The sequence below is a fragment of the Exiguobacterium sp. NPDC077395 genome (assembly GCF_050269125.1).
Classification (GTDB): Bacteria; Bacillota; Bacilli; order Exiguobacteriales; family Exiguobacteriaceae; genus Exiguobacterium; species Exiguobacterium aestuarii_A.
Map to the genome: position 1 here is coordinate 1,783,986 of NZ_JBNNHU010000001.1, position 24,807 is coordinate 1,808,792.

The following is a 24,807-nucleotide window of genomic DNA, read 5'->3' on the forward strand; positions in this document are numbered from 1 at the left end:
GGATGATCCGCTACGCGCGAATCATCCCTTTTCTTTATGCTTCTTCTTGTAGATCTTCTTGCTGTGATTGTCCAGTCTCCACTAACAGTTTCCGGACACGGCGTTTTTCCACGTGGAGAACGGTGAACGTCATGTCTTGATACGTGACTTGTGCACCTTTCTCCGGAATGTCGCCGAGTAATTCAACGAACCAACCGCCCATCGTGTTGGAATCGACGTCTGGTTCCGCAATCCCCATCTCTTCGGCGAATTCATCGACGTTCATGTCAGCCATACATTCGTAGACCCCTTCACGGAGACGTCGGAGATAGACGACGGATTCGTCGTGCTCATCCCAGATGTCGCCGACGAGTTCTTCAAGCATGTCTTCTAACGTGATGAGACCCGCCGTGCCCCCGAATTCATCGAGGACGACAGCCATGTGAGATTGTTTCTGTTGGAGAATCGGAAGTAGTTCAATCAATTTCGTCTGTGGTGACACGTACGTGAGCGGTCGGATGAGCGAACGGACATCCGTCACTTCATCCTTCATCATCGAACGTAAGAAGTCACGTTCTGACAAGACACCGATGACGTTGTCAATCGAGTCTTTGTAGACCGGCAAACGCGAATGTCCACCACTGAAAATCGTGTCTTTGATTTCATCGAGCGAATCATCGATGTCGACTGCCAAAATATCGATTCGCGGCGTCAAGACGTCATCGACGGTAATATCGTTGAAAGCGAAGGCGCTATGGACGAGCTCAGCTTCTGTCTCACCAAGCACACCTTCCTCTTCCCCCATATCGACGAGCACTTTCAACTCTTCTTCCGTGACTGACGGTTCCTTGGCTTTCATGCCGATCATCCGAAGCGTCAACTTCTTCAAACCAGTGAAGATCATCGTCACCGGTTTGAGGATCTTGACGAGGAAGACGAGAATCCCGCTTATGAGAAGCGAATACTTCTCCGCAAACTCTTTAGCGAGCGACTTCGGTAAAATCTCACCAAAGATCAAAATGATGACCGTCGTCGCGAACGTCGACACGAGAAGACCCGTACCGCCACTGAAAATCGATGTGGCGATGGCGGTCGATACCGTCGCCGAACCGATGTTGACGATGTTGTTCCCGACGAGGATCGTCGAGAGCGTATCGTCAAAGCGGTCGACGAGACTAAGGACGCGTTTGGCGGCTTTATCGCCGTCTTCTGACATCCGAATCATCCGAACACGGTTTACACTTGAAAGCGCCGTTTCTGCTGATGAGAAAAACGCTGACAACATGATGAGAACTACATATAGAATTAAACTTGACGAGGGCACAGGGTCCACGTTAGCTTCACACTCCGTTTCTTCTTAACAAATAATTTTTTCTTACTCCACGAACTCGAATTCAAAGTCGAGAATCGCAACGACGCTGCCGTCTTCGGCACCGAGCTTACGAAGATCATCATCGACGCCCATCTGACGCATTTGACGAGCGAATCGTTTGATTGACTCATCATGGTCGAAGTTCGTCATCTTGAAGAGCTTCTCGATACGAGGGCCCGTGATGACGAAGCGCTCGTATTCATCGATGTGGATCTGATAGCCCTTCTCTTCCTTCTCATAACGATACACGACACGAGGCGTCGCTGTCTTCTCTTCAAGCTCATCGAGTGGGAATTCAGGTGTCGTATCGACAAAGTTCGCCACTTCGATCAACAAGTTACGAAGACCATCTTGTGCGAGGGCAGAGATTGGGAAGACTTTGACATCGTCTCCTACTTTCTTCTTGAACTCTTCAAGATGTTCCTCTGCGTCCGGCATATCCATTTTGTTCGCCACGACGACTTGTGGACGTTCGAGAAGTCGTAGGTTGTACGACTCAAGTTCACGGTTGATCGTCGTGTAGTCTTCGAACGGGTCGCGTCCTTCCATTCCACTCATATCAATCATGTGAACGATGACTTTCGTCCGTTCGATATGACGAAGGAATTGGTGACCGAGACCGACGCCTTGGCTAGCCCCTTCAATCAAACCTGGAAGGTCGGCCATGACGAAGCTACGGTCGTCCGCTGTCTTGACGACACCGAGGTTCGGTGTGATCGTCGTGAAGTGGTACGCCCCGATTTTCGGACGTGCCGAAGAAACGACCGACAGCAATGTTGATTTCCCGACAGACGGGAAACCGACGAGTCCGACGTCTGCGAGGAGTTTCAATTCAAGACGCAATTCGCGCTCTTGACCTGGTTCACCGTTCTCCGCGATTTCTGGAGCCGGGTTGGCTGGTGTCGCGAAACGACAGTTCCCACGTCCACCACGTCCACCTTTAGCGATCGTCGCTTGTTGTCCGTGCTCCGTCAAGTCGGCGATGACTGTATCCGTCTCTGCGTCGAATACGATTGTGCCAGGTGGGACTTTGACGATGAGCGGCTTCGCTTTACGTCCGTGCATCCCTTTTGACATTCCTTTTTCGCCATCATGGGCGATAAACTTCTTCGAATAACGGAAATCAACGAGTGTGCGCAATCCTTCTTCTACTTCGAAGACGACGTCTCCACCGTGACCACCGTCACCACCTGCAGGTCCACCATCTGGGACATACTTTTCGCGACGGAAGGCAACCATCCCTTTTCCGCCGTCTCCAGCTTTTACAAAAATATTAACCTGATCGACAAACATTTATTTCCCCTCCTTTATGTGAAACGTAGTCATCTCTACATTCTGTTCGTACACATCGGCTGACGTGAACACGTCTTCCGGGACATTTCCCGTGACGCGAACCATCAGTCCGTCCGTGAACGTCACATGAATCGGCCCGTCCGTGTCTTTCAACAAGCGGACAAGCATCTCTGCCACTCGCGCATCATCGATGGCGAGTTGGTCGGTCGAAATCGTATACGTCATCCGTCCTTCCCAATTCGCTTGAATCACGACAAGGCTTGTCTGTGGCACGTTCAAACGAACGAGCGCACTCTCCTCGTCGGCCTGTTTCCGATAGCGTTCGTAAAGTTCCTCGAGCTTAGTCGGATCGAGTGCCGCATAGAGCGAGATCAATTGAAGCCGATTCATCCATTCGTGACGGACGGTCGATAAAAGCTCGAGTGTCTGTTCTGAATCCATTTGATCCTCTCCTAGAAAAAAAGACTCTAACCAAAAAAGTGGCTAGAGTCTTCTGCGTCGTTCAACTTACGCGACTGGGTAAACGCTCACTTGTTTCTTGTCGCGACCAAGACGCTCATAGCGTACTACGCCGTCAACTTTCGCAAACAAAGTGTCGTCGCCACCACGGCCAACGTTTTCACCTGGGTGAATCTTTGTACCGCGTTGGCGGTAAAGGATTGATCCAGCTGAAACTGTTTGTCCGTCAGCGCGTTTTGCACCGAGACGTTTCGAAATTGAGTCACGACCGTTTTTAGTCGAACCAACTCCCTTTTTCGAAGCGAAGAACTGAAGGTTCAATTGTAACATGAGGTCCACCTCCTATTGTTCAATTTGGATATATTCACCGTAGCTTTGGGCGACCGTGTCTAACTGCACGAGCATCCCTTCTAATAACAGTTGGGTGCGTTCCATATCCTGCGGTGATAAGTCAGGATACGTCTCGACATAAAAGTAACCACCCTCTGTTTGATCTGCCATTTCTACAAGAAGCGATTGACCCGCAAGCGTTTCGACGGCGTTATAGGCACCAAATATGATGGCTGAAACACCGGCGCACACCAAGTCAGAACCAGGTTCTGCAAAGTTGGCATGACCAGTCACTTCGACGGAGCGAATCAAGTTCGCCTCGTCTCGTCTTACCTTGACCCGAATCATAGCTTACGCTTCGATTTTCTCGATGCGAACTTTCGTGTAAGGCTGACGGTGACCTTGCTTACGACGGTAGTTTTTCTTAGCTTTCATTTTGAAGACAGTGATCTTCTTAGCGCGGCCGTGTTTTACCACAGTACCGACAACTTTAGCGCCTTCTACGAGTGGAGCGCCGACTTTAACATCGTCACCACCAACGAAAAGAACCTCACCGAATTCTACAGTACCTTCGACATCAGCATCGAGTTTTTCGATGTAGATCTCTTGACCTGCTTCAACTTTGATTTGCTTACCACCAGTTTTGATGATTGCGTACATATACGTGCACCTCCTTGTTAAACTCAGACTCGCCATCCTGGGCAGGGCAAATACCTTTAAAACCCGTTCTGTGCGGTTGTAGCCATTTGGGTGCTTCCAAACGAACTAACGTTATAGATAATACCACTCTCAATTATTCATTGTCAACGGCGAGATAAGAAATTCTGACATTCTGCAGACGTCCCGTAAAAGGCGAACTCCGGCTCCCCTTCGATGAGGTGCACGTCGATGTCGAATTCATGCCAGGAAGCGTCATGCCACTTTTTCGGTAGTGCGAGCACGACCGCCTCGTATTGCCCGCTAAGGTCGAGGAGCGCGCGTTCAAACTGCGAGAAGACAGCCAGTTTCGACGGCTTCCCTCCATACGTCATCCGGTCTTGGATCGAGCGTCCGGTCCGTTCCCGTGACAATTCGAATAAGCCCATCCGTGTGAATCCGTACACTTCGACCCGTCGTGGGTCACGTGCTCCGAGCTCTTTCATCTTTTTCAGGAGACGGGTCTGACCATCTTTCGAACCGCGTAGGAAGTCGATGACAATCATGCCGCCAATGTTACGTAAGCGCAATTGCTCCATGATCGTGTAGAGCGCCGCTTCATTGATTGTATCGGCTGCGCGTCCTTTATCTTTGACGGCGACGTTCTTCCCACTGTTGACGTCGATGACAGTCATCGTCTCGACTTGTTCGATCAAGACGAACGCCCCGCCATCTAACCAAACGGCACGACTCTCGAGCTTTTCAATCGCCTCGTCAAGACGTTTCGCTTCCGGGATTCGACCTTTGCCGATGTGGCGTTTCACGGGAACGTCCAAGCGTTCGATACGCGCCTGTCCTTCTTTGTCGTTCAAGAGGACCGATTCGACCGCATGACGCCGCACGAAGTGTTCACACAGTAGTTCGTCTTGCCCGTATCGCTGTTCGTTTACAGCTTTCGCACGATCTCGGAGCAGGTCGAGTTCTTCTTGTAAGGCGTCTGGTGCCACTTGTCCGGCCTCCGTCCGAAACAGGACCCCTTCCTCTTCTGTAAGGGCAACCGACTTCGAGAGACGGTCCTGCGTGACGAGGTCGAGCTTCCGACTGAACAGTTTCCGACGACCATACGGGAAGTAGACGAGGTAACGTCCGCCGAACCGAATGTTTTCGGTCACTTTATGATGCTTGCCGTTGATGCCTTCTTTCGTCACTTGCACGAGTCGTTTTTCCCCGACGACCGCCGCTTGTCCGATGGCCGGCACGTCCGGATACGAGGCCAGTGCGCGAAGCGTCTCCGCAATCGGTAAAAAGAACGTCGTCTCCCCGTCCGTCAAAAAAGCCGCGCCGAGTGACGGATGGATCCGTTCAATCGCAGCCTCGACGATTGTACCGACCGACAATTGGTCGACGAAGCGTTCTTCGACCTCGAGTAACCGTTCCCCGTCCACGAGCATCGCCCGTTCAATGGAAGGTGTTCGTTCGTAGATTAACTTCATGTGCACCTCTCCTTTCGACAGAAAAAGGCAACTTTCGTTGCCTTTACGCTTTTTTCATTCCAAATTTCATCATGAGTCGTGCCCAGAAGCCGACCGGTGCCGTCTCTGTCTGAATCGACATGAGCGGGACCGATTCGCCGAGGATGCGACGTGTGATGTTACGGTACGCTTGTCCGGCATTGTTGTCCGGGTTCATCGTGACCGGCACCCCGCGGTTCGCAGCGGCAATGACTTCCTCATCATCGATGACGACGCCAAGGAGGTCGATTGACAAGATGCGCATGATGTCATCGATATCGAGCATATCGCCCGATTCGACGAGGTGATTCTTCACCCGGTTGACGACGAGCTTCGGTGCTTCGATATGACTCGCTTGCTCGAGCATCCCGATGATGCGGTCCGCATCTTGAACGGCCGCCTTCTCAGGCGTCGTGACGACAATCGCCTCGTCCGCTCCAGCGATCGCGTTCATGAACCCTTGCTCGATCCCTGCAGGACAGTCGATCAAGACGAAGTCATATTCCGTCTTCAATTGGTCGACAATCTCTTTCACTTGCTCTGGATTGACCGACGTCTTGTCTTTCGACTGTGCGGCCGGAAGTAAGTACATCTCTTCAAACCGTTTGTCGCGAACGAGCGCCTGATTCAACTTACATTGTCCCGTGATGACGTCGACGAGGTTATAAATGCTCCGGTTGTCGAGTCCGAGAATGATATCGAGGTTACGCAACCCGATATCCGTATCGACGAGACAGACCGAGTGTCCAGACAAGGCGAGCCCCGTCCCGATGTTGGCGGTCGTCGTCGTTTTCCCGACGCCCCCTTTTCCTGATGTCACGACGATGGCTCTGCCGTTTTTCACTTCTTTTTCTGTATGTACAGGCTCCACTACTTGCTCCATTCCACTCACCCTCTCTGTAATTCCATTGCATATGCGTCTTTCAGACCGGTCATGACGTGGCGGAGACGTGTCATCTCAATCCCGTCATTCGTCTGATACGCACAACCCATCTCAATCTCAGGAAGTTCTTCCTCATCGTCGGACGTGAGAACATGTTCGCCGATTGCCAAAAACTTCGGATGGAGGAGGCTCGCGGTAATGACCGCTTCTTCCCATCCTTCGACACCCGCACGCACATTTCCTCGTATCGTGCCCAAACAATAAATACTTCCTGTCGCCCGGACCTCAGAACCAGGGTTGATATCCCCAATCACAAGCACCGAACCATCAAACGCGAGGACCTGCCCACTGCGAATCGTCCCGCTATGATAGTGGAACGTCTTTCTGCCGTACGTCGCTTTCGCTTCTTCCGTCAACATGACATCGCTCGACAAGTCTTCAATATAAAAAACGCCATGACGAGCGACGACCTCACGAATTTGACGTGTCAGCTCCTCGTCAAGATAACGAGTACCCGCGTGCAACTTCAGGGCAATCTTACCGGACGGCGGCTCCATTTCTTGTAATGTCGCTTCAAAGTCCGTAAGCACCTCGTCGATGCCACTCTTCGGATTGAAGTGGATGGCAATTCCGTTGCGATGTCCTTTAATCGTAATGTGTCGTTTACGCTCCATCATGGCTACCCTCTTTTCACAACAGGTCGGATCGTCACATACCGCATCATCGGATAATAAAGAATCACGATGGCGATGGCATTGACGAGCACGGTCCCTGGAATCTGTTCAATCAATAGTGTTTGAATCGTCATCAACGTCCCACCGATTGCTGCCATGATCCCGTATATCGCAACTGTGAATACGACAATCATGAACGTGAAGGTGATGGTGACGGAGAAGAAGTTCTCACCTATATATTTTAACACGAAGCTGGCTAAGAGAGGAATGAGTGAAAAAGTAAATACATAAATTCCGAGCAAGTCGGTGTAGACGATATCATACAGCAATCCGAATACAAGACCGAACCCGAGCGCCGTCTCCCATCGACCGTACAGACTGACGAACATCAGCCCGATTAGCGTCAATAAAAGATACGGCGTGGCATAGTGCCACGAGAAAATCGATGCCCATGTTCCTTCAATAAGAAAAAGGAGGAACAGGGCGATGAACACTTTCATGTTACTCACCCGCTACTCCTCCTTCCTCGGGACCCGTTAGAAACGGTTCGTCTAGTGTCCGATCAATCACGTACATTTGTGAGAACTCATTGAAGTCGGCCTCCGGTTTGATCCGGGCGACTTGAGAGACGCCATATTCGTCCGTCTCGATCGACTCGATCGTACCGATGACGAGTCCGGCCGGGTAACGTCCCCCGAGTCCAGAGGTCGATACGATTTCTCCTTCTTTCAGCTTGACGCTATTCGATACTTTCGTGAAGAACAACTCGTTCGTCTCCGTATCGAAGCCGTCAATCGTCCCATACGTCGCTTTGCCGTCCGCATCTTTGACGACAGCCGAGACGTTGTTCGTCCGGTTGTTGTCGCTGAGCAGTTGCACTTGTGACGTATAGGCACTCGTTTGAATGACACGACCGACCATCCCGCTCGCCGCGGTCACGGCCATGCCTTTCTCAACGCCGCTTTCAGAACCGACGTTGATGGTGACGTAGCGTTGCCAATCGTTCGGTGTCCGCCCGATGACCTCCGCAGGAATGAGGTCAAAGTCGCGTAACGACTCGTCTTTCGCTTCGACCATTTTCCGAAGCTCCTCATTCTCACGGCGCAAATCATCTGCCTCAACCGATACCTCAGCATACTTCGCCAAATGTTCTTTCAGTTGACGGTTCTCTTCGTAGATGTCGCGGACGTTCGAGATGGATGAGACGGTCGAGTCCATCCATCCGATTGGTACCGCGAACACTCGCTGGAACGTGCCGACCACATCACGCGTGACGTCTTGGTACCAGGCTGATTCCGATCGTCCTCGAATCGAAACCCCTAAAATGACGAAAAACAAGATCAGTACAATTAGCGTGATGATGAGCTTTTTATTACGTACGAATCGGCTCATCGTGTCTCACCTCTCATCGACGTGACGAGATGCCTGATTTCGAACGGAGGACGTCCATCATTTCAAGAGATTTTCCTGTACCGACTGCTACACAGTCGAGTGGCTCATCCGCAACGAGTGTCGGGATGTGCGTCTCGTCTGAGATGACGTCGTCCAAGTTTTTGAGGAGCGCGCCGCCGCCAGTCAAGACGATTCCACGGTCCATCACGTCAGCAGCGAGTTCTGGTGGTGTTTGTTCGAGCGTCTGCTTGACACCTGCCAAGATCGCTTCGACTGTATCTGAGAGTGCTTCGCACACTTCTGTAGACGATACTTCGATTTGTTTCGGAAGTCCTGTCACGAGATCGCGACCACGGATTTCCATCTTTTCTGCCTCGTTCGATGCGTCGATGCGCGCCGAACCGACTTCCATCTTGAGTGTCTCGGCCGTACGTTCCCCAATCATGAGGTTGTACTTGTTTTTGATGTAACGAATAATGGCGTCATCCATTTCGTCACCACCGACACGAATCGATTGACTTGTCACGATGCCGCCGAGTGAGATCACTGCGACTTCGGTCGTACCGCCACCGATATCTACGACCATCGAGCCAGTCGGTTCCCAAACCGGGAGACCTGCGCCGATTGCTGCCGCGAACGGTTCTTCGATTGTATAAGCTTCACGAGCGCCTGCTTGTTTTGCCGCGTCTTCAACAGCGCGTTTTTCAACAGACGTGATGCCACTTGGCACACAAATCATGACGTTCGTCTTCGATGAGAACAAACCGCCTTTTGATTTTTGAGCTTGCTCCATGAAGTATTTGATCATCGTTGCTGTCGTTTCAAAGTCAGCAATAACGCCGTCTTTCATCGGACGACGAGCAGAGACGTTCCCTGGTGTGCGTCCAATCATATCTTTGGCCTGGTTACCAACGGCCTCAATTCTACCTGTATCTGTGCGGAACGCCACAACGGACGGTTCACGAACAACAATTCCTTGACCCTTTACGTAAACGAGCGTGTTAGCCGTTCCAAGGTCGATTCCGATTTCTCGGTTAAAACTACGAAACATAGGTGTTGCTCCTCTCTTCGTTACACTATTTTTTATTATAACGGAAAAATCATGTTTGAAAACGTTCATTCGATTACAGGTTATTTACAATAACCGCATCTCAGTCCTGTCTCACCGTCTACTAGTTTGCCTTCTTTTGAGGAAAAAGGCAAATCAAAAAAGCAGACGCGAGTGGGCGTCTGCCTAAGAGAGAACGGTTACAAACCAGGTTGGAGCGGAAGTAGTAACATCGCGCCGTAAAAGAAGACTGAGAAGATCAGGACCGGTCGAAAGAATCGGGACGGCTTCAAGCGCGTCGCTCCGGCTAAAAAGCTCGTCGTCGTCATGACGAATATGTAAATGCCGACGTACATGAGAAGCAAGCGGACGAGCACCGTCCAGATGCCGAGTTGGTCGAGTTCATTGAAAGCGAGCACGATCAGACCAAGGTAGGCGATGAGCGATAGGACGCCCACTCCGACGCCGACGAGCGGTGAGACACGGTCGAGCCAGTGGTCCTTGTCGAACCGAAGGAATAGCGCTGTACTCACGAATAAAAATAAGACGAATAGGACGAGCGAGAAGATCGTCGTGTCTAGATGGACGTAGCTCACGAGGAGCGAGACGCCGAATATTAACAACCAGATGATTTTTTCCATATTGAACACCTCACCTGATATCTTACCAAAGTCCGCGATTCAATTGGAGGAAATTGTATATTCCTTTATCTTAGTCATAGTTTCTTTAATATATGCAAGATAGTTTGTTGCAAGGAGATGTGAAGATCGTCTTCGCTTAATCGGACGTACAGTCATCCTTTTTATTCGTTCAGACGATCTTGATGTTTATCATTAACTCCATAAAGAACCATTGATAGACCAATAATCAAACAAATTAGACCCCCAAGCCCCGTTGTGATGATTGACGACTGTTCAGGATAAAACTCCTTACTTAGAGTCAGGAATATAAAAAATATCCATCCTATAAGATTAATCATATGTCTTTTTGACAATCCAGCTCCTCCTTATCAATCAAAGGATTCATAACTATTATTCAATCATTGTCTTAACCATGTTTTCTACCTGACATTTCTTTTTAAGAGGTTAATTATACCTCTTTCCTGAACTGTTTTAAATTTTATATACGGCATCATTTCCGATAGCGATTGATTATGATTAAAAGAAATAAAAAAAGCAGACATCACGATGCCTGCTCTCCATTTTTCACCCATTCATATATCCTCGCTGCTTCATGCTGACATAATGGTCTTCCCCGATAATGACGTGATCGAGACAGGCGATGCCGACGATGTTCCCTGCTTCGACCAACCGTTCGGACACTTCGATATCTTCCCGACTCGGCGTCGCGTCCCCGCTTGGATGATTGTGCACGGCGATAAAGCACGCAGCAGACAGTTTGAGCGCTTCACGGAACACGTCGCGCGGATGCACGATCGATGAATTGAGCCCACCGACAAAAAGCGTCTTCCGGGCAATCAGTTGATTCTTCGTGTTGAGGTACAGACAAACGAAATGCTCTTGATTCAACAGTCTCAATTCATCCCGCAACAACTCATACGCATCTTGCGGCGACCGAATCGTCGGCATATTCGCTTTCGGTTCCTCGACGTATCGAATCCCAATCGTGAATGCGGCCAGGAGTTGCTCTGCCTTCTTCTTCGTCATCCCTTCGATTTTGCACAGGTCATGGACGGACGCCTGTGACAGCGCCCGTAACGTCGGATAAACATCCGAGATACGGCGTGCCGTCTCCATCGGGTCCTGTCCCCGTCCTCCGATTTGAAGCAATCTCGCGATGGCGGTCTCTACACTACGGTCAATCACCATGGTCATTCCTTCACCTACTTTCAAGGCATTCACAGGAAGCGAGGCGTCACCCCATGCCGGTCGAGCGTCTTGACGAGCGGATGGATCGGTAAGCCGACGACGTTATAAAAATCACCTTCGATTTTCTCAACGAAAAGACCACCCGACCCTTGGATGCCATATGCTCCCGCCTTGTCGTACGGTTCTGAGGAATCAAGGTAATCTTCCATCCAACTCTCCGGAATCACATCAAATGTCACATGCGTCGTCGTGACAAACAAGTCCTGCGTCGCACCGATGATGCTCACGCCCGTCAGTACTTCATGGGTCGATCCGGACAAGCGTTCGAGCATCCGTTTCGCATCCTCTCGGTCCGCTGGCTTCTCCAAGATGACGCCGTCTAAGACGACGACCGTATCCGCGCCGATCACGATAGCATCTCGATGATCCCGTGCCACATCCATTGCTTTCTCACGGGCGAGACGGGCAACGTAATCACTCGGGGACTCCTTGCCGTCCGTTCCTTCCATCACGTTCGATGGGATGACCTCATGCTCAATTCCCGCTTTACGCAGTAACTCCGTACGTCGTGGTGACATCGAGGCGAGAATGACACGCTTCTGTGTTGAATTCATTGTATCGACTCCTTCTCTTCTTCTAAAACGGGCTTCCTTGCCGTTTCACACTTCTCTGTTGATTGTAGGCAACACGGGTCGTAAACACAATCACTCGGGTCGAAAAAAACGCCCCTTCAATTTCTGAAGGGACGTGTCGATTCATGGTGTCGTATAGTCGTAAACCGGGATATCCTTCTGTTCGAAAGCTGGTTCCGGGATGTAACGATCTGGAACGAGCTGATCGAGGTCCGGGCGATAGAAGGCATCTAGCTCGACCGTAAAATCAAGCGCCTGTACTTCTTCGACCGTATTCGGTCCCGTCTCGGCTGGTCCCGTGAATTGAATCGTCCGCAATACATGGATGCGGTTCATCGACTCGATTGATTCCAAGAACGAGACGAGGGCATCATACGTCTCAGCCTGAAGGGTCACGGTCGAACGAATTGTCGAGGCGTTGACCGGTGCGACGTCTGTCGGTTCAGCCGGTTCATTCGTCTCACTGACGTCGGCCGGATTGAACGGCTCGACTGTCTCTGGCACCTCTGACTCGGCCACCAAGCCGTCCGCGAAGGCGATGCTTGTCACATCGACGCCAGCGAGCAAGCTTGCCTGTGACAACGCCTCGACGACCGTATCGAGTGCAGGTGCCGTCGGAACACGCGTCTGGAGCGTTTGTGAGTCTGCCACGTCAACGGCTTTCCCTTCCTGACGCAACAGTTCAAGCTTCGTCCGTTCGAGCGAGAGGTCTCGCTCGAGCGCTTCGACTTCTCCTTGTTTGATGAAATACGTATAGCCGAAGTAAGTCGGTGCTACGATGGCTGCGAGGAGGCAAATCGCAAATAACGCATAAATTGTCGAACGTTTCATTGACTCACCACCTCCGCATCTGCTTCCTCTTCTTCAGTCAATTCTTCCTCCACGTCTTGGAACATGAACGTGAACTCTCCGATGTAGCGTGGAAGCGGGTCTTCTTCGAATGAATTTTCCTCTTCCTCTTCTGCCGACTTCAATTCGGTCGTTACGCCGAGAAGCTTCACGTCAAGGAAGCGTTCATCTGTCATGAGCGAACGTTGGAAGGCGTTCAAATCTTCAAGCGTCTCAAATTGTGTCCGCACGCTCATAATCGAGCCGTCCGCGTAGTTATACGTCAACACGTAACCCGTCGGAGGCAATTGTTCAGTCAACGCCCGTAGTGCCGGCACTGCATCTTTCTCCATGTCTGTCAACGCTGTCACGGTCTGGTCGAGCGAGAGCACTTGTTGTGCTTTCGAGTTCACTTGTTCCGTTTGATAGATTTCAACAAGTTGGAGTTCCTCTTCAATACGTGCTTGTTCCGCTTCCAATTGCCCCACCTCATAGTACAGGTAACCGGCCGCGCCTCCTCCGAGGAGGAGTGCGACGAGTCCCGTCACGATTGGCCAACGGAGCGTCACATCGGTCGAGTTGATAAAGTTCGTATCCTGGTCACGTTGAAGGGTCGCCATTCCGAGTAAAGGGAGCATCTGATGCGATAGCGGTGTCCCATGGGCGATTGCGAGCGGTTGTTCGACCCGTGTGACGGAGACGAGGGACTCGGATTGAATCATGTGAACAAGATTGTCTACTTCAGGAACTGTTCCCGAGACGTATAAGTGATCGATGGCTCGACCATCTGTACGTAGCGAGTAACGATAGAAATCGAGGAAACGGGCGAGTTCGTTCAACCAGTCGTCCATCTGGTTCGCTTTCATCTCATCCGTCCCGTTGTATGTATACGTCACGACACCGTCTTTCGTCCCGACTTGGTACGGGAGGTCTGACTCGATGGAACGAATGAAACGAATCTGCCCTTCTTCTAACACCAACAATTGATGCGAGAATGGTGTCACGTGCCAGATGAGCGTCGACTGGAGCGAATCGATGTCTGATAAGCGCATGACGCCGTTTGCGACTGCGACCGAGCGTGGCGTGATTTTTTTCAACGCGAGACCACGTTTTTTCATGTACGAGCGGAGCGACTTCGTCAACTCAATCGAGACGGCATGAAGCATGACGTCCGTCTTGACCCCATCTTCGCCTAGCACTTCATAATCGAACGACACATCGTCGAACGGTAAGATGATGGAACTACCTATTTCCATGAACAAATAGCCACGAATCTCATCCTTCGGAATCGTAGAAGGAATCTCGACTTTCCGTGACAACACTTCCGTTTCATCCAATGCGACCGCACACGTCATACCGCGACGGACTTTTAATTTGCGACAGAGTTCGTCGAAGGCGAGACTAAAAGCCGTCTCATCGAGAATTTTCCCTTCCCCATACGCATCTTTCGCTAACTGAACCGAGGCGCTTCGCTTGAACACACCTTGTTTGATGACGGCACCGTGGATGCTGAGTGCATCAAACGAAAAATAGGTGACCGTCCCTTTCTCTATCCCACGACTCATGATCGTTTTCCCCCTACATCAACTCAAAATACCAATCAAAAAAGCTTTCACTAAACCAAAACGTCAACATCGTCCCGAGCGCGATCGATGGAACGAACGGAATCGGTTGTTTTCGTCCAATTTTTTTCGAAGCGATCAATCCCATCCCAACCACGGCTCCAATCAAGCTCGACAAGAACAAAGCGACGAGTACATCACGAGGACCGAGCACGAGACCGATCATAGTAAACAATTTGACGTCCCCTGCCCCAAGTCCCCCTTTTGAGACGAAAAAGACAGTCGCTAAAAGAGAAAATCCGAGGAGCGCCCCAGCAAGCGGTGACCACCACGTGGCCCCTGCCACATAGGTAAGGACGAGTAAGATCGGTGCCGTGATACGCAAGATGACGTTCGGTACGAGCATCGTTGATAGATCAGATACGGCGAGCGCCAACAACGTCGATAAGAAGGCAAACGCGAGGAGCGTCGTCATGCTAAATCCGTAAAGCGTATAGCTATAGCCATATCCGATGGCTCCGAGCAATTCAAAGATCGGATACGTCGGCGCGATCCGCTCGCCACATCCACGACATCTTCCTCTGAGGGCGAGATAACCGAAGATCGGGATGAGTTCCCACGGTGACAATTCGTGACCGCAAGACGGACAATGTGAGCGCGGTGTCACGATCGATTGTTTGCGTGGCACGCGGAGCCCGACGACGTTGGTGAACGATGTGATGACCGCCCCGAGGACGATGCTATATAAGAATCCAATCAATTCAATCAAGGGAGGATCCTCCTTTTGTCAGTATATGCCAAAAACAGAAAACCGGCTAGGCTGAGCGAGTGCCCAGCGCCAGCCGGAGGAGATACTAGTTTGTAGTTTTTTCCTTAATTGATTCTTTGCTCAATGAACCTTCAGTAACAGGCGTAGCTTGACCAATAGCTTTAGAACCTACTAACTGAACTTCATAAGTATATTTATTTCCACTTGGTTTAATAATTACATTTGCAGTTGAATAATTTGCGCCGAACGGATCTTTTAAGTTATCGACATAAGTCGAACCATCAGCCTCTCCTGTAGCAACAGTTCCTGTAAATTTCATCGTAGTATTTGCACTAACAGGGTTCGACGCAGTATATAACTTCGCCGCACTGACCATTTGCTTCGCATCGGCAACCATTGCATCTTTCTTCGAGTTCTCGATAATCCCACCAATTGCAACAACCGCGATGGCTGCGATAATTCCTAAAATAACAACGACGACGAGCAACTCGACGAGTGTGAGTCCACGCTCATCTTTTAACTGTTTGGCATCTTGCCAAATCATTTTCAATTTCTCTACCATGATTCATTCTCCCCTTTTTGTGTGTTGTGCTGCATGTAAGCTAGATTTATTACAAAATACCTAAACTAGAAGTAGAACAATTTTACTATACCTTCTAAATAAAGTATTGAAAAGGTATATTTTCAAAACTCTGCATATTTCGATTATTGATTTTGAATATCTCCATAGATTTGGAACATCGGAACGACGATCGAGATGACGATCACCCCAACGACACTCGCTAGGACAACGATGAGAAGTGGCTCGATGATCGACTTGAGTCGATCCGTCGTCGTCTCGACTTCCGTCTCATAAAACTCGGCGACTTCGTTCAACATCGAATCTAAATCTCCACTCTCTTCCCCGACTGCAATCATTTGCGTCATGAGCGGCGGGAAGTTCGAGTTGCGCATGAGTGGCTCATGGAGCGGAATCCCTTGCGCCATCATTTCTCGCGCTTCCGTCAATCCTTTTCGGATGACGCGGTTCGACACGATACGTTCTGTGATCTCGATTGCCGTTAAAATCGGAACAGCAGCCTGTAAGAGAACGGCTAAACTTCGTGTCAGTAGCGCGATTTGCGATTTCGTCACGATCGACCCAAAAATCGGCATCTTCAGAAGCAAGCGGTCAATGATGAATCGTTCCCGGTCCCGCTTCAACATCCAGGTGAACACAAGCACCCCGAGAATGGCGATGGCGAGTAAGAGCCACCAGAACGCCGCGATAAAGTCTGAGACGGCGACGACGATTCTCGTGATGAGCGGAAGCTCACCACCGAGTTGACCAAATATGCTTGCGAACGTCGGAACGACGTTCACCATCAAGAATGCGACTACGCCGATGGCAACAATCGAAACGACCAACGGATACGTAAGGGCAGAGATGACTTTCCGCTTCACATCATACTGTTTCTGAAGTTGGAGCCCGATCTGGTCGAGCGCCTCTTCCAAGTTCCCGCTCGTCTCTCCGGCAAGTGCCATCGAACTGAAGAAGTTCGAAAAGACGCGTGGATGCTTCTTAATCGCCTCAGAATAGGCAATCCCTTCCTTTAATTCGTCCTCGACTTGACTGAGCGTCTTCTTCAATACTTTCGACTCGGTCTGTACCCGCAAGATGGACGTCGCGCGGACGATCGGCACCCCCGCCCGGATGAGCGTCGCGAACTGCCTGACATACATGATCAGATGTTCGATTTTGACGCGTTCCGGTAGGATATTGACCTCTTTGTTTAAGCCGGTCGACTCGAGTTCGGACAAGTCTGTCACGAGAATCGATTCTTGGCGTAACTTATCTTTTGCCTCCCGAAGCGAGACGGCCGTGATGCGACCCTTCTTACGCTTTCCATTCAGGAGCTTTCCTTCATACTGAAATATCGCCATCAGTCATCACCTCATCTCTTCTGTCGGGACGGCGTTCGGATTGATGATCCCTTGCCGTACGAGCTGTTCAATCGCAGCATCCATCGACTGCATGCCATGCTGGCGACTCGTCTGGATGACGGTCGGAAGCTGGAACTCTTTTTCATTTCGAATCAAGTTGGCGACAGCCGGGTTTCCTAACATGATCTCCATGGCGGCGACACGACCTTTCGGCACATCAATCCGTGGGAACAATCGTTGACTGACGACGCCGAGCAAGACGTTCGCGAGCTGCGTCCGGATTTGGTCTTGCTGCTCCGCCGGAAACGCATCGATGATCCGGCTCACGGTCGACATCGCACTCGACGTGTGGAGCGTCGCCATGACGAGGTGCCCCGTCTCGGCTGCTGTCATCGCCGTCGAAATCGTTTCTAAGTCACGCATCTCTCCGAGCAAAATGACGTCCGGATCTTGTCGTAAAGCGGCTCTTAGACCGCTCACGAACTTCATGACGTCCGAACCAATTTCGCGTTGGTCGACGATGCTTTGATCATGTGAATGCAAATACTCGATCGGATCTTCTAACGTGATGATCCGCTTTCGTTGCGTCCGATTGATCTCATGAATCATCGCCGCAAGTGTCGTCGATTTCCCAGAACCGGTCGGCCCTGTCACGAGGATGAGACCATGTGGCTTCTCAATCAATCGCTTCAACACCGTCGGCAAGTTGAGTTCATTTAATGTCGGGATTTCCCCGGAAATCGAACGGAATGCGATCGCAATCGTTCCCCGTTGATAGTAGGCGTTGACACGGAAGCGTGAGACACGCGGCACCCCGAACGAGAAGTCGAGATCACGCTCATGTTCGAGACGTTCACGCATATCATCCGTCATAATTTCTTTTAAAAACCCTTCAAGATGATGAGGCAGCACTTTCTCCTCACCCATCGTGATCAGACTTCCATCCACCCGGATGATCGGTGGCGAACCTGCCGTCAAATGAATGTCTGAGGCGCGTCGCTCGACCGCATTCGTCAAGATGACTTCAATCGATTGATTAATCATAAGCACTCTCCGTAATGACCGTTCGTAATATTTCTTCAGTCGTCGTCAATCCGGCGGCGACTTTTTCTAGCCCATCAGCCAATAAGAACGTCGCGCCTTGTGACTTCGCAAATTCCACCATCTCGGACTCGGTCGCCTGGTTCATGATCATCCGTCGTAACCCTTCGTTGATTGGAATCACTTCATGGATGGCAAGACGCCCTCGGTATCCTGTCGAGTTGCATGAAGAACATCCTTTCCCACGAACAATTCGGTCGATGTGAATGCCTTCTGCTTCAAATAAGCGCTGCTCACTTTTCGAGACCGGTTCTGCCTGACCACAGTCGCGACAGACGCGACGTACGAGACGTTGCGCGACGAGTCCGGTCGTCGAAGCGGCGACGAGGAACGGCTCAACCCCCATATCGATGAGACGGGTGATGGAACTGATGGCCGAGTTTGTATGTAGTGTCGATAGGACGAGGTGTCCTGTAAGTGAAGCTCGAATGGCAATCTCAGCTGTTTCGGTATCACGAATTTCCCCGACCATGACGATGTTCGGGTCTTGACGCAAAATTGAACGGAGACCGGAAGCGAACGTCAAGCCGACTTTCGAGTTGACCTGGACTTGGTTGATGCCATCGAGCTGATACTCGACCGGGTCTTCTACCGTGATGATGTTTTTCGTCTCGTCATTCAACTCTACTAATGAGGCATAGAGAGTCGACGACTTCCCTGAACCGGTCGGACCGGTGATGAGAATAATGCCGTTCGGACGTTTGAGCATCTCGCGATATGCTTCCTCGTTTCGTTCCCCGAACCCTAGTTTCGTCAAATCCGTCAGCCCTTGCGACGAGTCGAGCACTCGAATGACAATCTTCTCCCCATACATTGTCGGGAGCGTCGACACACGGAAGTCATAGGCGCGATTGCGTAACGTATACTTGATCCGTCCATCTTGCGGAAGACGACTTTCCGTGATGTCGAGGTTACTCATGACTTTGAGGCGTGTCAGCATGACACTTTGAATTTTCTTCGGATAAATCGTTTCCGTACGTAAATCTCCGTCAATCCGAAAGCGGACATGAAGTTGTTTCTCGTGCGGGTCGAAATGGATATCCGATGCTCGTTGATCGATTGCACTCAAGAAGATTTGGTTCACGAGGCGAATGATTGGGGCATCGTCGCGATTCATCGTTTCTTGTCGATCCATCTCCGGGGCATCTTCTTTTAAAATCTCGACGAGCGAATGATCCATCTCATAATAACGACTGATCGTCTTCCGAATTTGTTCACGTGTCGAAATGCCAATCTCGATATTCATCCCAGTCTGCAGACGGACGTCATCGATCGCAATCAAATCGAGCGGGTCGGCCGTCGCGATATGAAGCGTGTTTCCGATTAACTGATATGGCATGACGTCATGTTTTTGTGCCAATGCTTTCGGCACGAGCTTTGTGACGGTCACGTTGATATCCTGTGCATACAGCTCGATAATCGGCACACGTAGTTGTTCATGGATCATTTGAATCAATTGCGTTTCGGTAATGTGGTTCAACCGAATGAGTGTATCTCCCAGTTTTTCACCGGGGCGTTTTTGTTCGAGCGCCTCATCGAGCTGACTCGTCGTAATGAGTCCCGCCTCGATGAGCATCTCGCCGAGTCTTCGTTTCGTTCGTCTCACGTTACTTCACCATCCTTTGAGGAGCCTCCTCTTGCTCGACTTCCCTCTCTTCGACGAAAGTACTAGCCGTCACTCCACCAATCAATACGACAACGAGTATGAACCACGCCCACCAGGTCTGCGTCAACGACTCCGTCACCATGTAGTAAATTCCTGCTGAAAGAAGTGCTGTCCATACACTGATGAGTAGTTTCGTCTCACGTTTTTTCATCGATGGGACAGACAAGGCGAACAACGTCAATGTGGCCAATACCCAAAAACCAAGTAAAATCATATAACCAATCATCCGACTGCCTCCTGATCTGCAGGGTCTTCTTCAAATACGGGCGGTTCTTCAAAGTTGTCATCTACTTCATCGTCAAAAGTCGGGTCTTCTTCCACCTCTTCATCCGGGAATGTTGGAATGACCGGTTCGACCGGTTCAGGTGGCGGAAGTGGTACCGAGCTCTTCGTCACGATTTCCGGTGTCGGGGCATAAAAATCAAAACCGAGCAACTCCATCGTTTCTCCTTCTTCCGTCACTTTGATACGGTACAACTTACCTGACTGGCCAGATTGTCCAGATTGTGTGACCGATGAGCTGCCTGATGGAAGTGATGAAGAGAAACGGACGACTTTTTGATAAGGAACCGAAGTCACTTCTTCCACTCGCGCCTCGTAAGCCGATTCAAACGGTTGACCAAGTAATTGGACGGTCACCGCATTCCCTTCATTTAAAACGAGAATGGCGTATGATGACTTCTCACGGTTTTGCACCGCAAAATTCGAGCGGGCGTCCACTTTCGTGTCATATCCGAGTTCGACACCAGACGGAAGCGTCTCATGCGGCACACGTTCAAGAATGGCGAACGGTGTGGCAGCAAACATTCGATAAAACGAAGAGCCGAGCGTCGTGAGCGCCTCAAAGTCTTCCCCGAACGATTTGAGACTAAAGATATCACCTGCTGCCATCTCGAATCCGTTCATTCGATCGAGCGTGGACTGCATCGCCGGAGTCGGGCTCACGGTAAATGAAGCAACGACTTCACTCTCTGCCGCGACTTGTTCCAATGCGACCGTTGACTCAAGCATCGATGCCGCTTCCATCAATGCCGGGGCAATCATCGTCATCGTCACGGGTTGACCATCGAGATAGGGTTCGACTTTTGACTCGTCGATTGCGGTCAACATTGGGTATTCGCCCTCATCCGTGATGGCATCGAGCGTGTTCGGTACGTCGAACGTCACGACTTCTTTTCCGATTTCAATGACGGTCCCGTCCATCAGATTGACCGAAAATGACATCGTGTTGAAATCTTTGATGGCATTATCAAGACGAACGTCAGCCTCTTCCTTCGTCATCCCGGAAACATCGACGCCCGCGACTGTTGTTTCTGTATATGTAGTACTTGACTCAGCGGACGCATCTAAGTAATTGACGAGTCCGATGGTCGGTAGCGTCACAAGCATGACGAGTCCGATCAGAATGAAAAGATGCATCCCATACCGCTTCATGTAAAAATCCCCCTATGTTTCATATGTCTTCTATTCTATGTATCCGTTCAGTGTATAACTTTAGTATAATATGTATTGTACAAAAAATAACATTTTATTCAGTATTTCATACGTTATTTTCCGATTGTTTCACTTTTTTGAATAGGAGGTCAATGTCTTGTCAGATTCCGAAAAAGGTTTCACGCTCGTCGAAGTACTCGTCTCCATCGTCGTTCTCTCGATTGTCTCATTTTCGTTACTTACCATTTTCACTCAAAGTCTGAAGACGACCCACGATAGTCTCAATCAGACGATTGCCAACCAAGTGGCACAAAATACGTTACATACATTGAACCGCCGCGCCGCGACAATCGAGCAACCGCTCGAGTTGCGTCAATTGTTGAATAGGGACGGAACGTGCGATTTTTGTGAAGACACACGAATCCATGGAGATACGTATGTTGCGACGATTCAATCCTTATCTACAGTACCGGGACACACCATCGAGGTCGAAATCTCGGTCTCGACGGACCGGTTACAAACACCCGTCACCTTGAAAGGAGTCATTTCGAATGCGACGTTACGAGAACCGTTCCCTGAGACAGCTGTACCAACGACTAACTGATCAAACTAAGCGTGAAGATGGCTTCACGCTCGTCGAGTTGCTCGTCACGGTCGTCGTCGCCTCAATTTTAAGCGGGGTCATCATCACGGCATTCATCACGGGAACGCTCGGTTTTCAGATGACGAACGAAACGAGTGAACTTCGAAGTGAGGCGGACTATTTGATTGCATCCGTTCTCTCTGACGTGAACCGAACTGAATTTGACGCGGTGACGGAAGTCAACGGGACATTCCAATTTTATCGGTTGTCCACACCTGATATCTCAGATGCCGGAATGATTTATCGGGAGGCGGGATACGTTCCGACGGAGTTGGTCCTGTCGTCCGATTCGTTCACTCCATCTAATCCACAGATCATTGTGGAACGGATGACCATTGAATTGAAGGACCCTATCTTTGACTCAAGACGCCCGACCTATATGACTGGAGGGTTGATTGAAATCGAGATGGACTTGAGTCAGACGAATGACCCGGATTCGGTGACCACGTTCGAAAGTTCAATCCCATTTTAAGGAAAGGAGGTATCTTGATGCGAAAACGTGAAGACGGTTACGTCCTCGTGCTTGTGCTCGTAACGATGGCAGCTCTAGCTGTTTTGTCACTTGCTGCTATGCAAGTCAACCTGGCGACGAACAAACTAACAGTCATCCGGACGGAAGACACACAACTGAATGAAGATGCGAAAAGTGCGCTTCGATTGATTGCCGATGGAGTTCGGACCCAGTTCCCGCTTCATGGTGACATGGAGGTACCGGCTCATATGGAGTCCGAAACAGCTTTCCAAAGCAAAATACAATCTCTCATTGTCGACGATGAACCATTCACCAATTTGACGACAGATAGTGAGGTTCGCTACTCGATTGAACTGAAGCGAGATGCAACCGATACCGCCGTGCAGACAGCACCATTCACTACCATCCTGCAAGTGAACGTCACGGCGTCTCGACAAGTGAATCCGGAACAGCCTGAGCTTTCGGTCGAATATACACAAGACCTGTATTTGACGGCACTCCCATCCTTCCTGTACTACGTCCTCGGGTCTGACACACAGTTAGATCTGAACGGTATGCCAACTATAAAAGGAAACATTTACTCGAATGGGCAACTTTCGTTTGTGCGTAAAGCGAACTTTCAATTAGATGGCGAAAAAAGGACAATCAATAACCTGAACTCGACTCGCCTACATCTAGATGGGCGAATCGATTTATCAGAAGTGGCAACGTGTGCTAGCTGTGAACAAGAAAACTATTTCACTGCTGGAGATGAACAAGCTGGAGAAATGGCCGATGCAGGTATCTCACCGAGTAGCTTCTCGCCATTTCAGTACAACTATTCCATCATTGAATATTTAAACCGTCGTCTCGACACACCGCTCACCTATACGAGTAACGTCGAATCTAAGATTTTTGAGGAAGGATGGATTGTTTCGACTGATGAAGTGTTCGAGCTCGAACGGGTTTTATCTGAAGATGGTTCGTCTATCGTTGAACGTCCAACACCATATTTACAAGCAAGTGCCTATAACGCATTGGTCAACCCGACTATCGTGACATTACCTGCTCCCATTTCTGATCGCGCCATGTATGTCACCGAGTCCATCACCGAATCGAATGCCCCGCTCCTCTTCAATGGAGATGTCGTAATCGAATCGCTCGACAAACTGACAATTGCGAGACCGCTGATTGTACGTGGTGACTTGACCATCAAAGGGAACGTTTCGTTCAGCTCAACCGTTTATACGCTCGGAAATACATTTATCGATCGAGCAAATATCCTCCCGATTGATGCGGAGAAAGGGAACTCCCTTATTCTCCTGTCAAAAGGACAGATACTATTGAACCGAATCAACGAATTTGATGATACGCCGACAACGCTCCAGGCATTTATGTATAGCGATTCTAACGCCCCGACATACGTCTATGCGGTTGGCTCGATTCTTGAAGTCAATGGAGGACTTTATAGTAAAGGACCACTAGAAGTGAACGTCTTCCGTGGAACGTTTAACGGTGGGAATGGCGTAAGCCCAACTGAGAACTTCGACCGTCAAGTCCCAGCTCACGAGGCCGAAAAGTCCCGCTTAAAACTGACCTATAACGATTCCGTGTTCAACCAACTCGACACATTACCGGTCACGAATCAGCTTCAATTCTTCGTCAGTCATCCAGTTCAATTGAAATGAGCTCAAAAAATCGGCTTCCTCTCATCTCGAGAAGAAGCCGATTTTTTAGTTCCCCATTTTTAGAATGAGGTCCGAATTGTAGTCTTTAGCCGTCTGTTCCAACTCTTTCGTCCATTGCGCACCGTTGTCGAGAAGCAGCTGCGTCAACTCGACTTGGTTATGGCGCACCGGCTGCATTAGAATGGTATCGGTATCGACGATTGTATATCCTTCTTCAAGAAGTTGCGTGACAGCCTCGAGATTTAACGAGTCGACGGCGATTCCAAGCATTCGTTCATCCTCGACATAACGCATAGCCAACTCCCATTGCTCACGACTTCCGTTTTCGCTAAACAACGGAGTCATGATCGGCATTCCATTCACTTCTTCAAACGGATCAAGTTCTTGTTGAAAATAAGCTTCAACCACATCTAACGGAGCAATGGTTACTGCTGTTGCAAACTGTTCGGATGTAGGCGATACTTTCTGATCTTGTAGGACGAGTCGGACTGCATCCCATTCTTCCCGCGTTTGTAAATCAGTCAACTCCTCTTCCATAACGGAAGAGCGTTGATTTAGTTCTTTTAATAAGGAATCACCAGACAATTGTGAGATCTCCGGCTGGGATTGACTCCAATAAAGGAGTCCGCCCAACCCACAAACGAGAACCACTCCGATGATTCCAATTAAGATACGCTTGCGATTCATGCATTCGCCAACTTTCT

The 24,807-nt window shown here is 50.0% G+C and carries 28 protein-coding genes and 1 other annotated feature; of the genes, 3 read left to right on the top strand and 25 right to left on the bottom strand.

The genetic code is table 11. The annotated features are described in order from the left end of the window. Positions 1-34: 34 nt before the first annotated feature. From ACQKD4_RS09165 to ACQKD4_RS09280, 24 genes are all read right to left on the bottom strand, one after another. A complete protein-coding gene (locus ACQKD4_RS09165) occupies positions 35-1,312 on the bottom strand; it encodes a hemolysin family protein (protein ID WP_427373091.1) in 1,278 nt (425 codons plus the stop codon). Positions 1,313-1,354: 42 nt separating this feature from the next. After that, complete coding sequence (obgE, locus tag ACQKD4_RS09170; RefSeq protein ID WP_214875308.1) at positions 1,355-2,644, bottom strand: GTPase ObgE; 1,290 nt, start codon at positions 2,642-2,644, stop codon at positions 1,355-1,357. Further along, positions 2,645-3,085, bottom strand: a complete 441-nt coding sequence (locus tag ACQKD4_RS09175; protein ID WP_214819433.1) for a Spo0B domain-containing protein — start codon at positions 3,083-3,085, stop codon at positions 2,645-2,647. Between the two features lie 66 nt (positions 3,086-3,151). Beyond that, positions 3,152-3,433, bottom strand: a complete 282-nt coding sequence (gene rpmA / locus ACQKD4_RS09180) for a 50S ribosomal protein L27 (RefSeq protein ID WP_015881155.1) — start codon at positions 3,431-3,433, stop codon at positions 3,152-3,154. 12 nt (positions 3,434-3,445) lie between these two features. Continuing rightward, positions 3,446-3,781 (bottom strand): ribosomal-processing cysteine protease Prp, encoded by a 336-nt coding sequence (locus ACQKD4_RS09185; protein ID WP_427373092.1) that lies wholly within the window; start codon positions 3,779-3,781, stop codon positions 3,446-3,448. Positions 3,782-3,784: 3 nt separating this feature from the next. Beyond that, on the bottom strand, positions 3,785-4,093 hold the full coding sequence (rplU, locus tag ACQKD4_RS09190) for a 50S ribosomal protein L21 (RefSeq protein ID WP_015881153.1): 309 nt from the start codon (positions 4,091-4,093) through the stop codon (positions 3,785-3,787). A gap of 15 nt (positions 4,094-4,108) precedes the next feature. After that, positions 4,109-4,181 (bottom strand) — a sequence feature (ribosomal protein L21 leader region). A 55-nt stretch (positions 4,182-4,236) separates the two neighbouring features. Next, positions 4,237-5,562: a ribonuclease E/G gene (locus tag ACQKD4_RS09195; protein ID WP_427373093.1), complete on the bottom strand. Its 1,326-nt coding sequence runs from the start codon at positions 5,560-5,562 to the stop codon at positions 4,237-4,239. Positions 5,563-5,605: 43 nt separating this feature from the next. After that, the gene (gene minD / locus ACQKD4_RS09200) at positions 5,606-6,463 is read right to left on the bottom strand and encodes a septum site-determining protein MinD (protein ID WP_214695335.1); all 858 of its coding nucleotides are present in this window, start codon (positions 6,461-6,463) and stop codon (positions 5,606-5,608) included. Positions 6,464-6,468: 5 nt separating this feature from the next. After that, positions 6,469-7,137 (bottom strand): septum site-determining protein MinC, encoded by a 669-nt coding sequence (locus ACQKD4_RS09205; protein ID WP_243834777.1) that lies wholly within the window; start codon positions 7,135-7,137, stop codon positions 6,469-6,471. A gap of 5 nt (positions 7,138-7,142) precedes the next feature. After that, on the bottom strand, positions 7,143-7,637 hold the full coding sequence (gene mreD / locus ACQKD4_RS09210) for a rod shape-determining protein MreD (RefSeq protein ID WP_083600174.1): 495 nt from the start codon (positions 7,635-7,637) through the stop codon (positions 7,143-7,145). 1 nt (position 7,638) lies between these two features. Further along, positions 7,639-8,529, bottom strand: a complete 891-nt coding sequence (gene mreC, locus ACQKD4_RS09215) for a rod shape-determining protein MreC (RefSeq protein ID WP_427373094.1) — start codon at positions 8,527-8,529, stop codon at positions 7,639-7,641. Between the two features lie 13 nt (positions 8,530-8,542). Next, positions 8,543-9,580, bottom strand: coding sequence for a rod shape-determining protein (locus ACQKD4_RS09220; RefSeq protein WP_214695333.1), 1,038 nt, complete (start codon positions 9,578-9,580; stop codon positions 8,543-8,545). Between the two features lie 197 nt (positions 9,581-9,777). Beyond that, the gene (locus tag ACQKD4_RS09225) at positions 9,778-10,218 is read right to left on the bottom strand and encodes a hypothetical protein (protein WP_427373095.1); all 441 of its coding nucleotides are present in this window, start codon (positions 10,216-10,218) and stop codon (positions 9,778-9,780) included. A 564-nt stretch (positions 10,219-10,782) separates the two neighbouring features. Further along, on the bottom strand, positions 10,783-11,412 hold the full coding sequence (radC, locus tag ACQKD4_RS09230) for a RadC family protein (RefSeq protein ID WP_427373096.1): 630 nt from the start codon (positions 11,410-11,412) through the stop codon (positions 10,783-10,785). 23 nt (positions 11,413-11,435) lie between these two features. Next, complete coding sequence (locus tag ACQKD4_RS09235; protein ID WP_214695320.1) at positions 11,436-12,020, bottom strand: Maf family protein; 585 nt, start codon at positions 12,018-12,020, stop codon at positions 11,436-11,438. A 141-nt stretch (positions 12,021-12,161) separates the two neighbouring features. Further along, positions 12,162-12,869 carry a hypothetical protein gene (locus ACQKD4_RS09240; protein WP_214819417.1) on the bottom strand — a complete coding sequence of 236 codons (708 nt, stop codon included), beginning with the start codon at positions 12,867-12,869 and terminating at the stop codon, positions 12,162-12,164. Beyond that, positions 12,866-14,431 carry a pilus assembly protein PilM gene (gene pilM / locus ACQKD4_RS09245; RefSeq protein ID WP_427373097.1) on the bottom strand — a complete coding sequence of 522 codons (1,566 nt, stop codon included), beginning with the start codon at positions 14,429-14,431 and terminating at the stop codon, positions 12,866-12,868. Before pilM ends, ACQKD4_RS09240 begins: the two co-directional genes overlap by 4 nt. A 13-nt stretch (positions 14,432-14,444) precedes the next feature. Next, complete coding sequence (locus ACQKD4_RS09250; RefSeq protein WP_427373098.1) at positions 14,445-15,197, bottom strand: prepilin peptidase; 753 nt, start codon at positions 15,195-15,197, stop codon at positions 14,445-14,447. Between the two features lie 85 nt (positions 15,198-15,282). Further along, complete coding sequence (locus tag ACQKD4_RS09255) at positions 15,283-15,759, bottom strand: prepilin-type N-terminal cleavage/methylation domain-containing protein (protein ID WP_214760547.1); 477 nt, start codon at positions 15,757-15,759, stop codon at positions 15,283-15,285. 143 nt (positions 15,760-15,902) lie between these two features. Beyond that, complete coding sequence (locus tag ACQKD4_RS09260) at positions 15,903-17,120, bottom strand: type II secretion system F family protein (protein WP_427373099.1); 1,218 nt, start codon at positions 17,118-17,120, stop codon at positions 15,903-15,905. Positions 17,121-17,126: 6 nt separating this feature from the next. Further along, entirely contained in the window at positions 17,127-18,164 is a 1,038-nt protein-coding gene (locus tag ACQKD4_RS09265; protein ID WP_427373100.1) for a type IV pilus twitching motility protein PilT, read from the bottom strand. After that, entirely contained in the window at positions 18,157-19,827 is a 1,671-nt protein-coding gene (locus ACQKD4_RS09270; protein ID WP_427373101.1) for a GspE/PulE family protein, read from the bottom strand. Before ACQKD4_RS09270 ends, ACQKD4_RS09265 begins: the two co-directional genes overlap by 8 nt. A gap of 1 nt (position 19,828) precedes the next feature. Then, a complete protein-coding gene (locus ACQKD4_RS09275) occupies positions 19,829-20,113 on the bottom strand; it encodes a hypothetical protein (protein WP_427373102.1) in 285 nt (94 codons plus the stop codon). Beyond that, on the bottom strand, positions 20,110-21,321 hold the full coding sequence (locus ACQKD4_RS09280; RefSeq protein ID WP_427373104.1) for a G5 domain-containing protein: 1,212 nt from the start codon (positions 21,319-21,321) through the stop codon (positions 20,110-20,112). The genes ACQKD4_RS09275 and ACQKD4_RS09280 overlap by 4 nt, the downstream gene beginning before the upstream one ends. A 157-nt stretch (positions 21,322-21,478) precedes the next feature. On the opposite strand from ACQKD4_RS09280, the gene ACQKD4_RS09285 reads away from it, so the two are divergent. The 3 genes from ACQKD4_RS09285 to ACQKD4_RS09295 are packed head-to-tail and all read left to right on the top strand — an operon-like array spanning position 21,479 to position 24,103. Continuing rightward, positions 21,479-21,925 carry a type IV pilus modification PilV family protein gene (locus ACQKD4_RS09285; RefSeq protein ID WP_427373106.1) on the top strand — a complete coding sequence of 149 codons (447 nt, stop codon included), beginning with the start codon at positions 21,479-21,481 and terminating at the stop codon, positions 21,923-21,925. Continuing rightward, the gene (locus ACQKD4_RS09290) at positions 21,873-22,436 is read left to right on the top strand and encodes a prepilin-type N-terminal cleavage/methylation domain-containing protein (protein ID WP_427373107.1); all 564 of its coding nucleotides are present in this window, start codon (positions 21,873-21,875) and stop codon (positions 22,434-22,436) included. Before ACQKD4_RS09285 ends, ACQKD4_RS09290 begins: the two co-directional genes overlap by 53 nt. Before the next feature lie 17 nt (positions 22,437-22,453). Then, positions 22,454-24,103 (top strand): hypothetical protein, encoded by a 1,650-nt coding sequence (locus ACQKD4_RS09295; RefSeq protein WP_427373108.1) that lies wholly within the window; start codon positions 22,454-22,456, stop codon positions 24,101-24,103. Between the two features lie 45 nt (positions 24,104-24,148). On the opposite strand, the gene ACQKD4_RS09300 is transcribed toward ACQKD4_RS09295, so the two are convergent. Next, positions 24,149-24,790 (bottom strand): hypothetical protein, encoded by a 642-nt coding sequence (locus ACQKD4_RS09300; protein WP_427373109.1) that lies wholly within the window; start codon positions 24,788-24,790, stop codon positions 24,149-24,151. Positions 24,791-24,807: the final 17 nt, after the last annotated feature.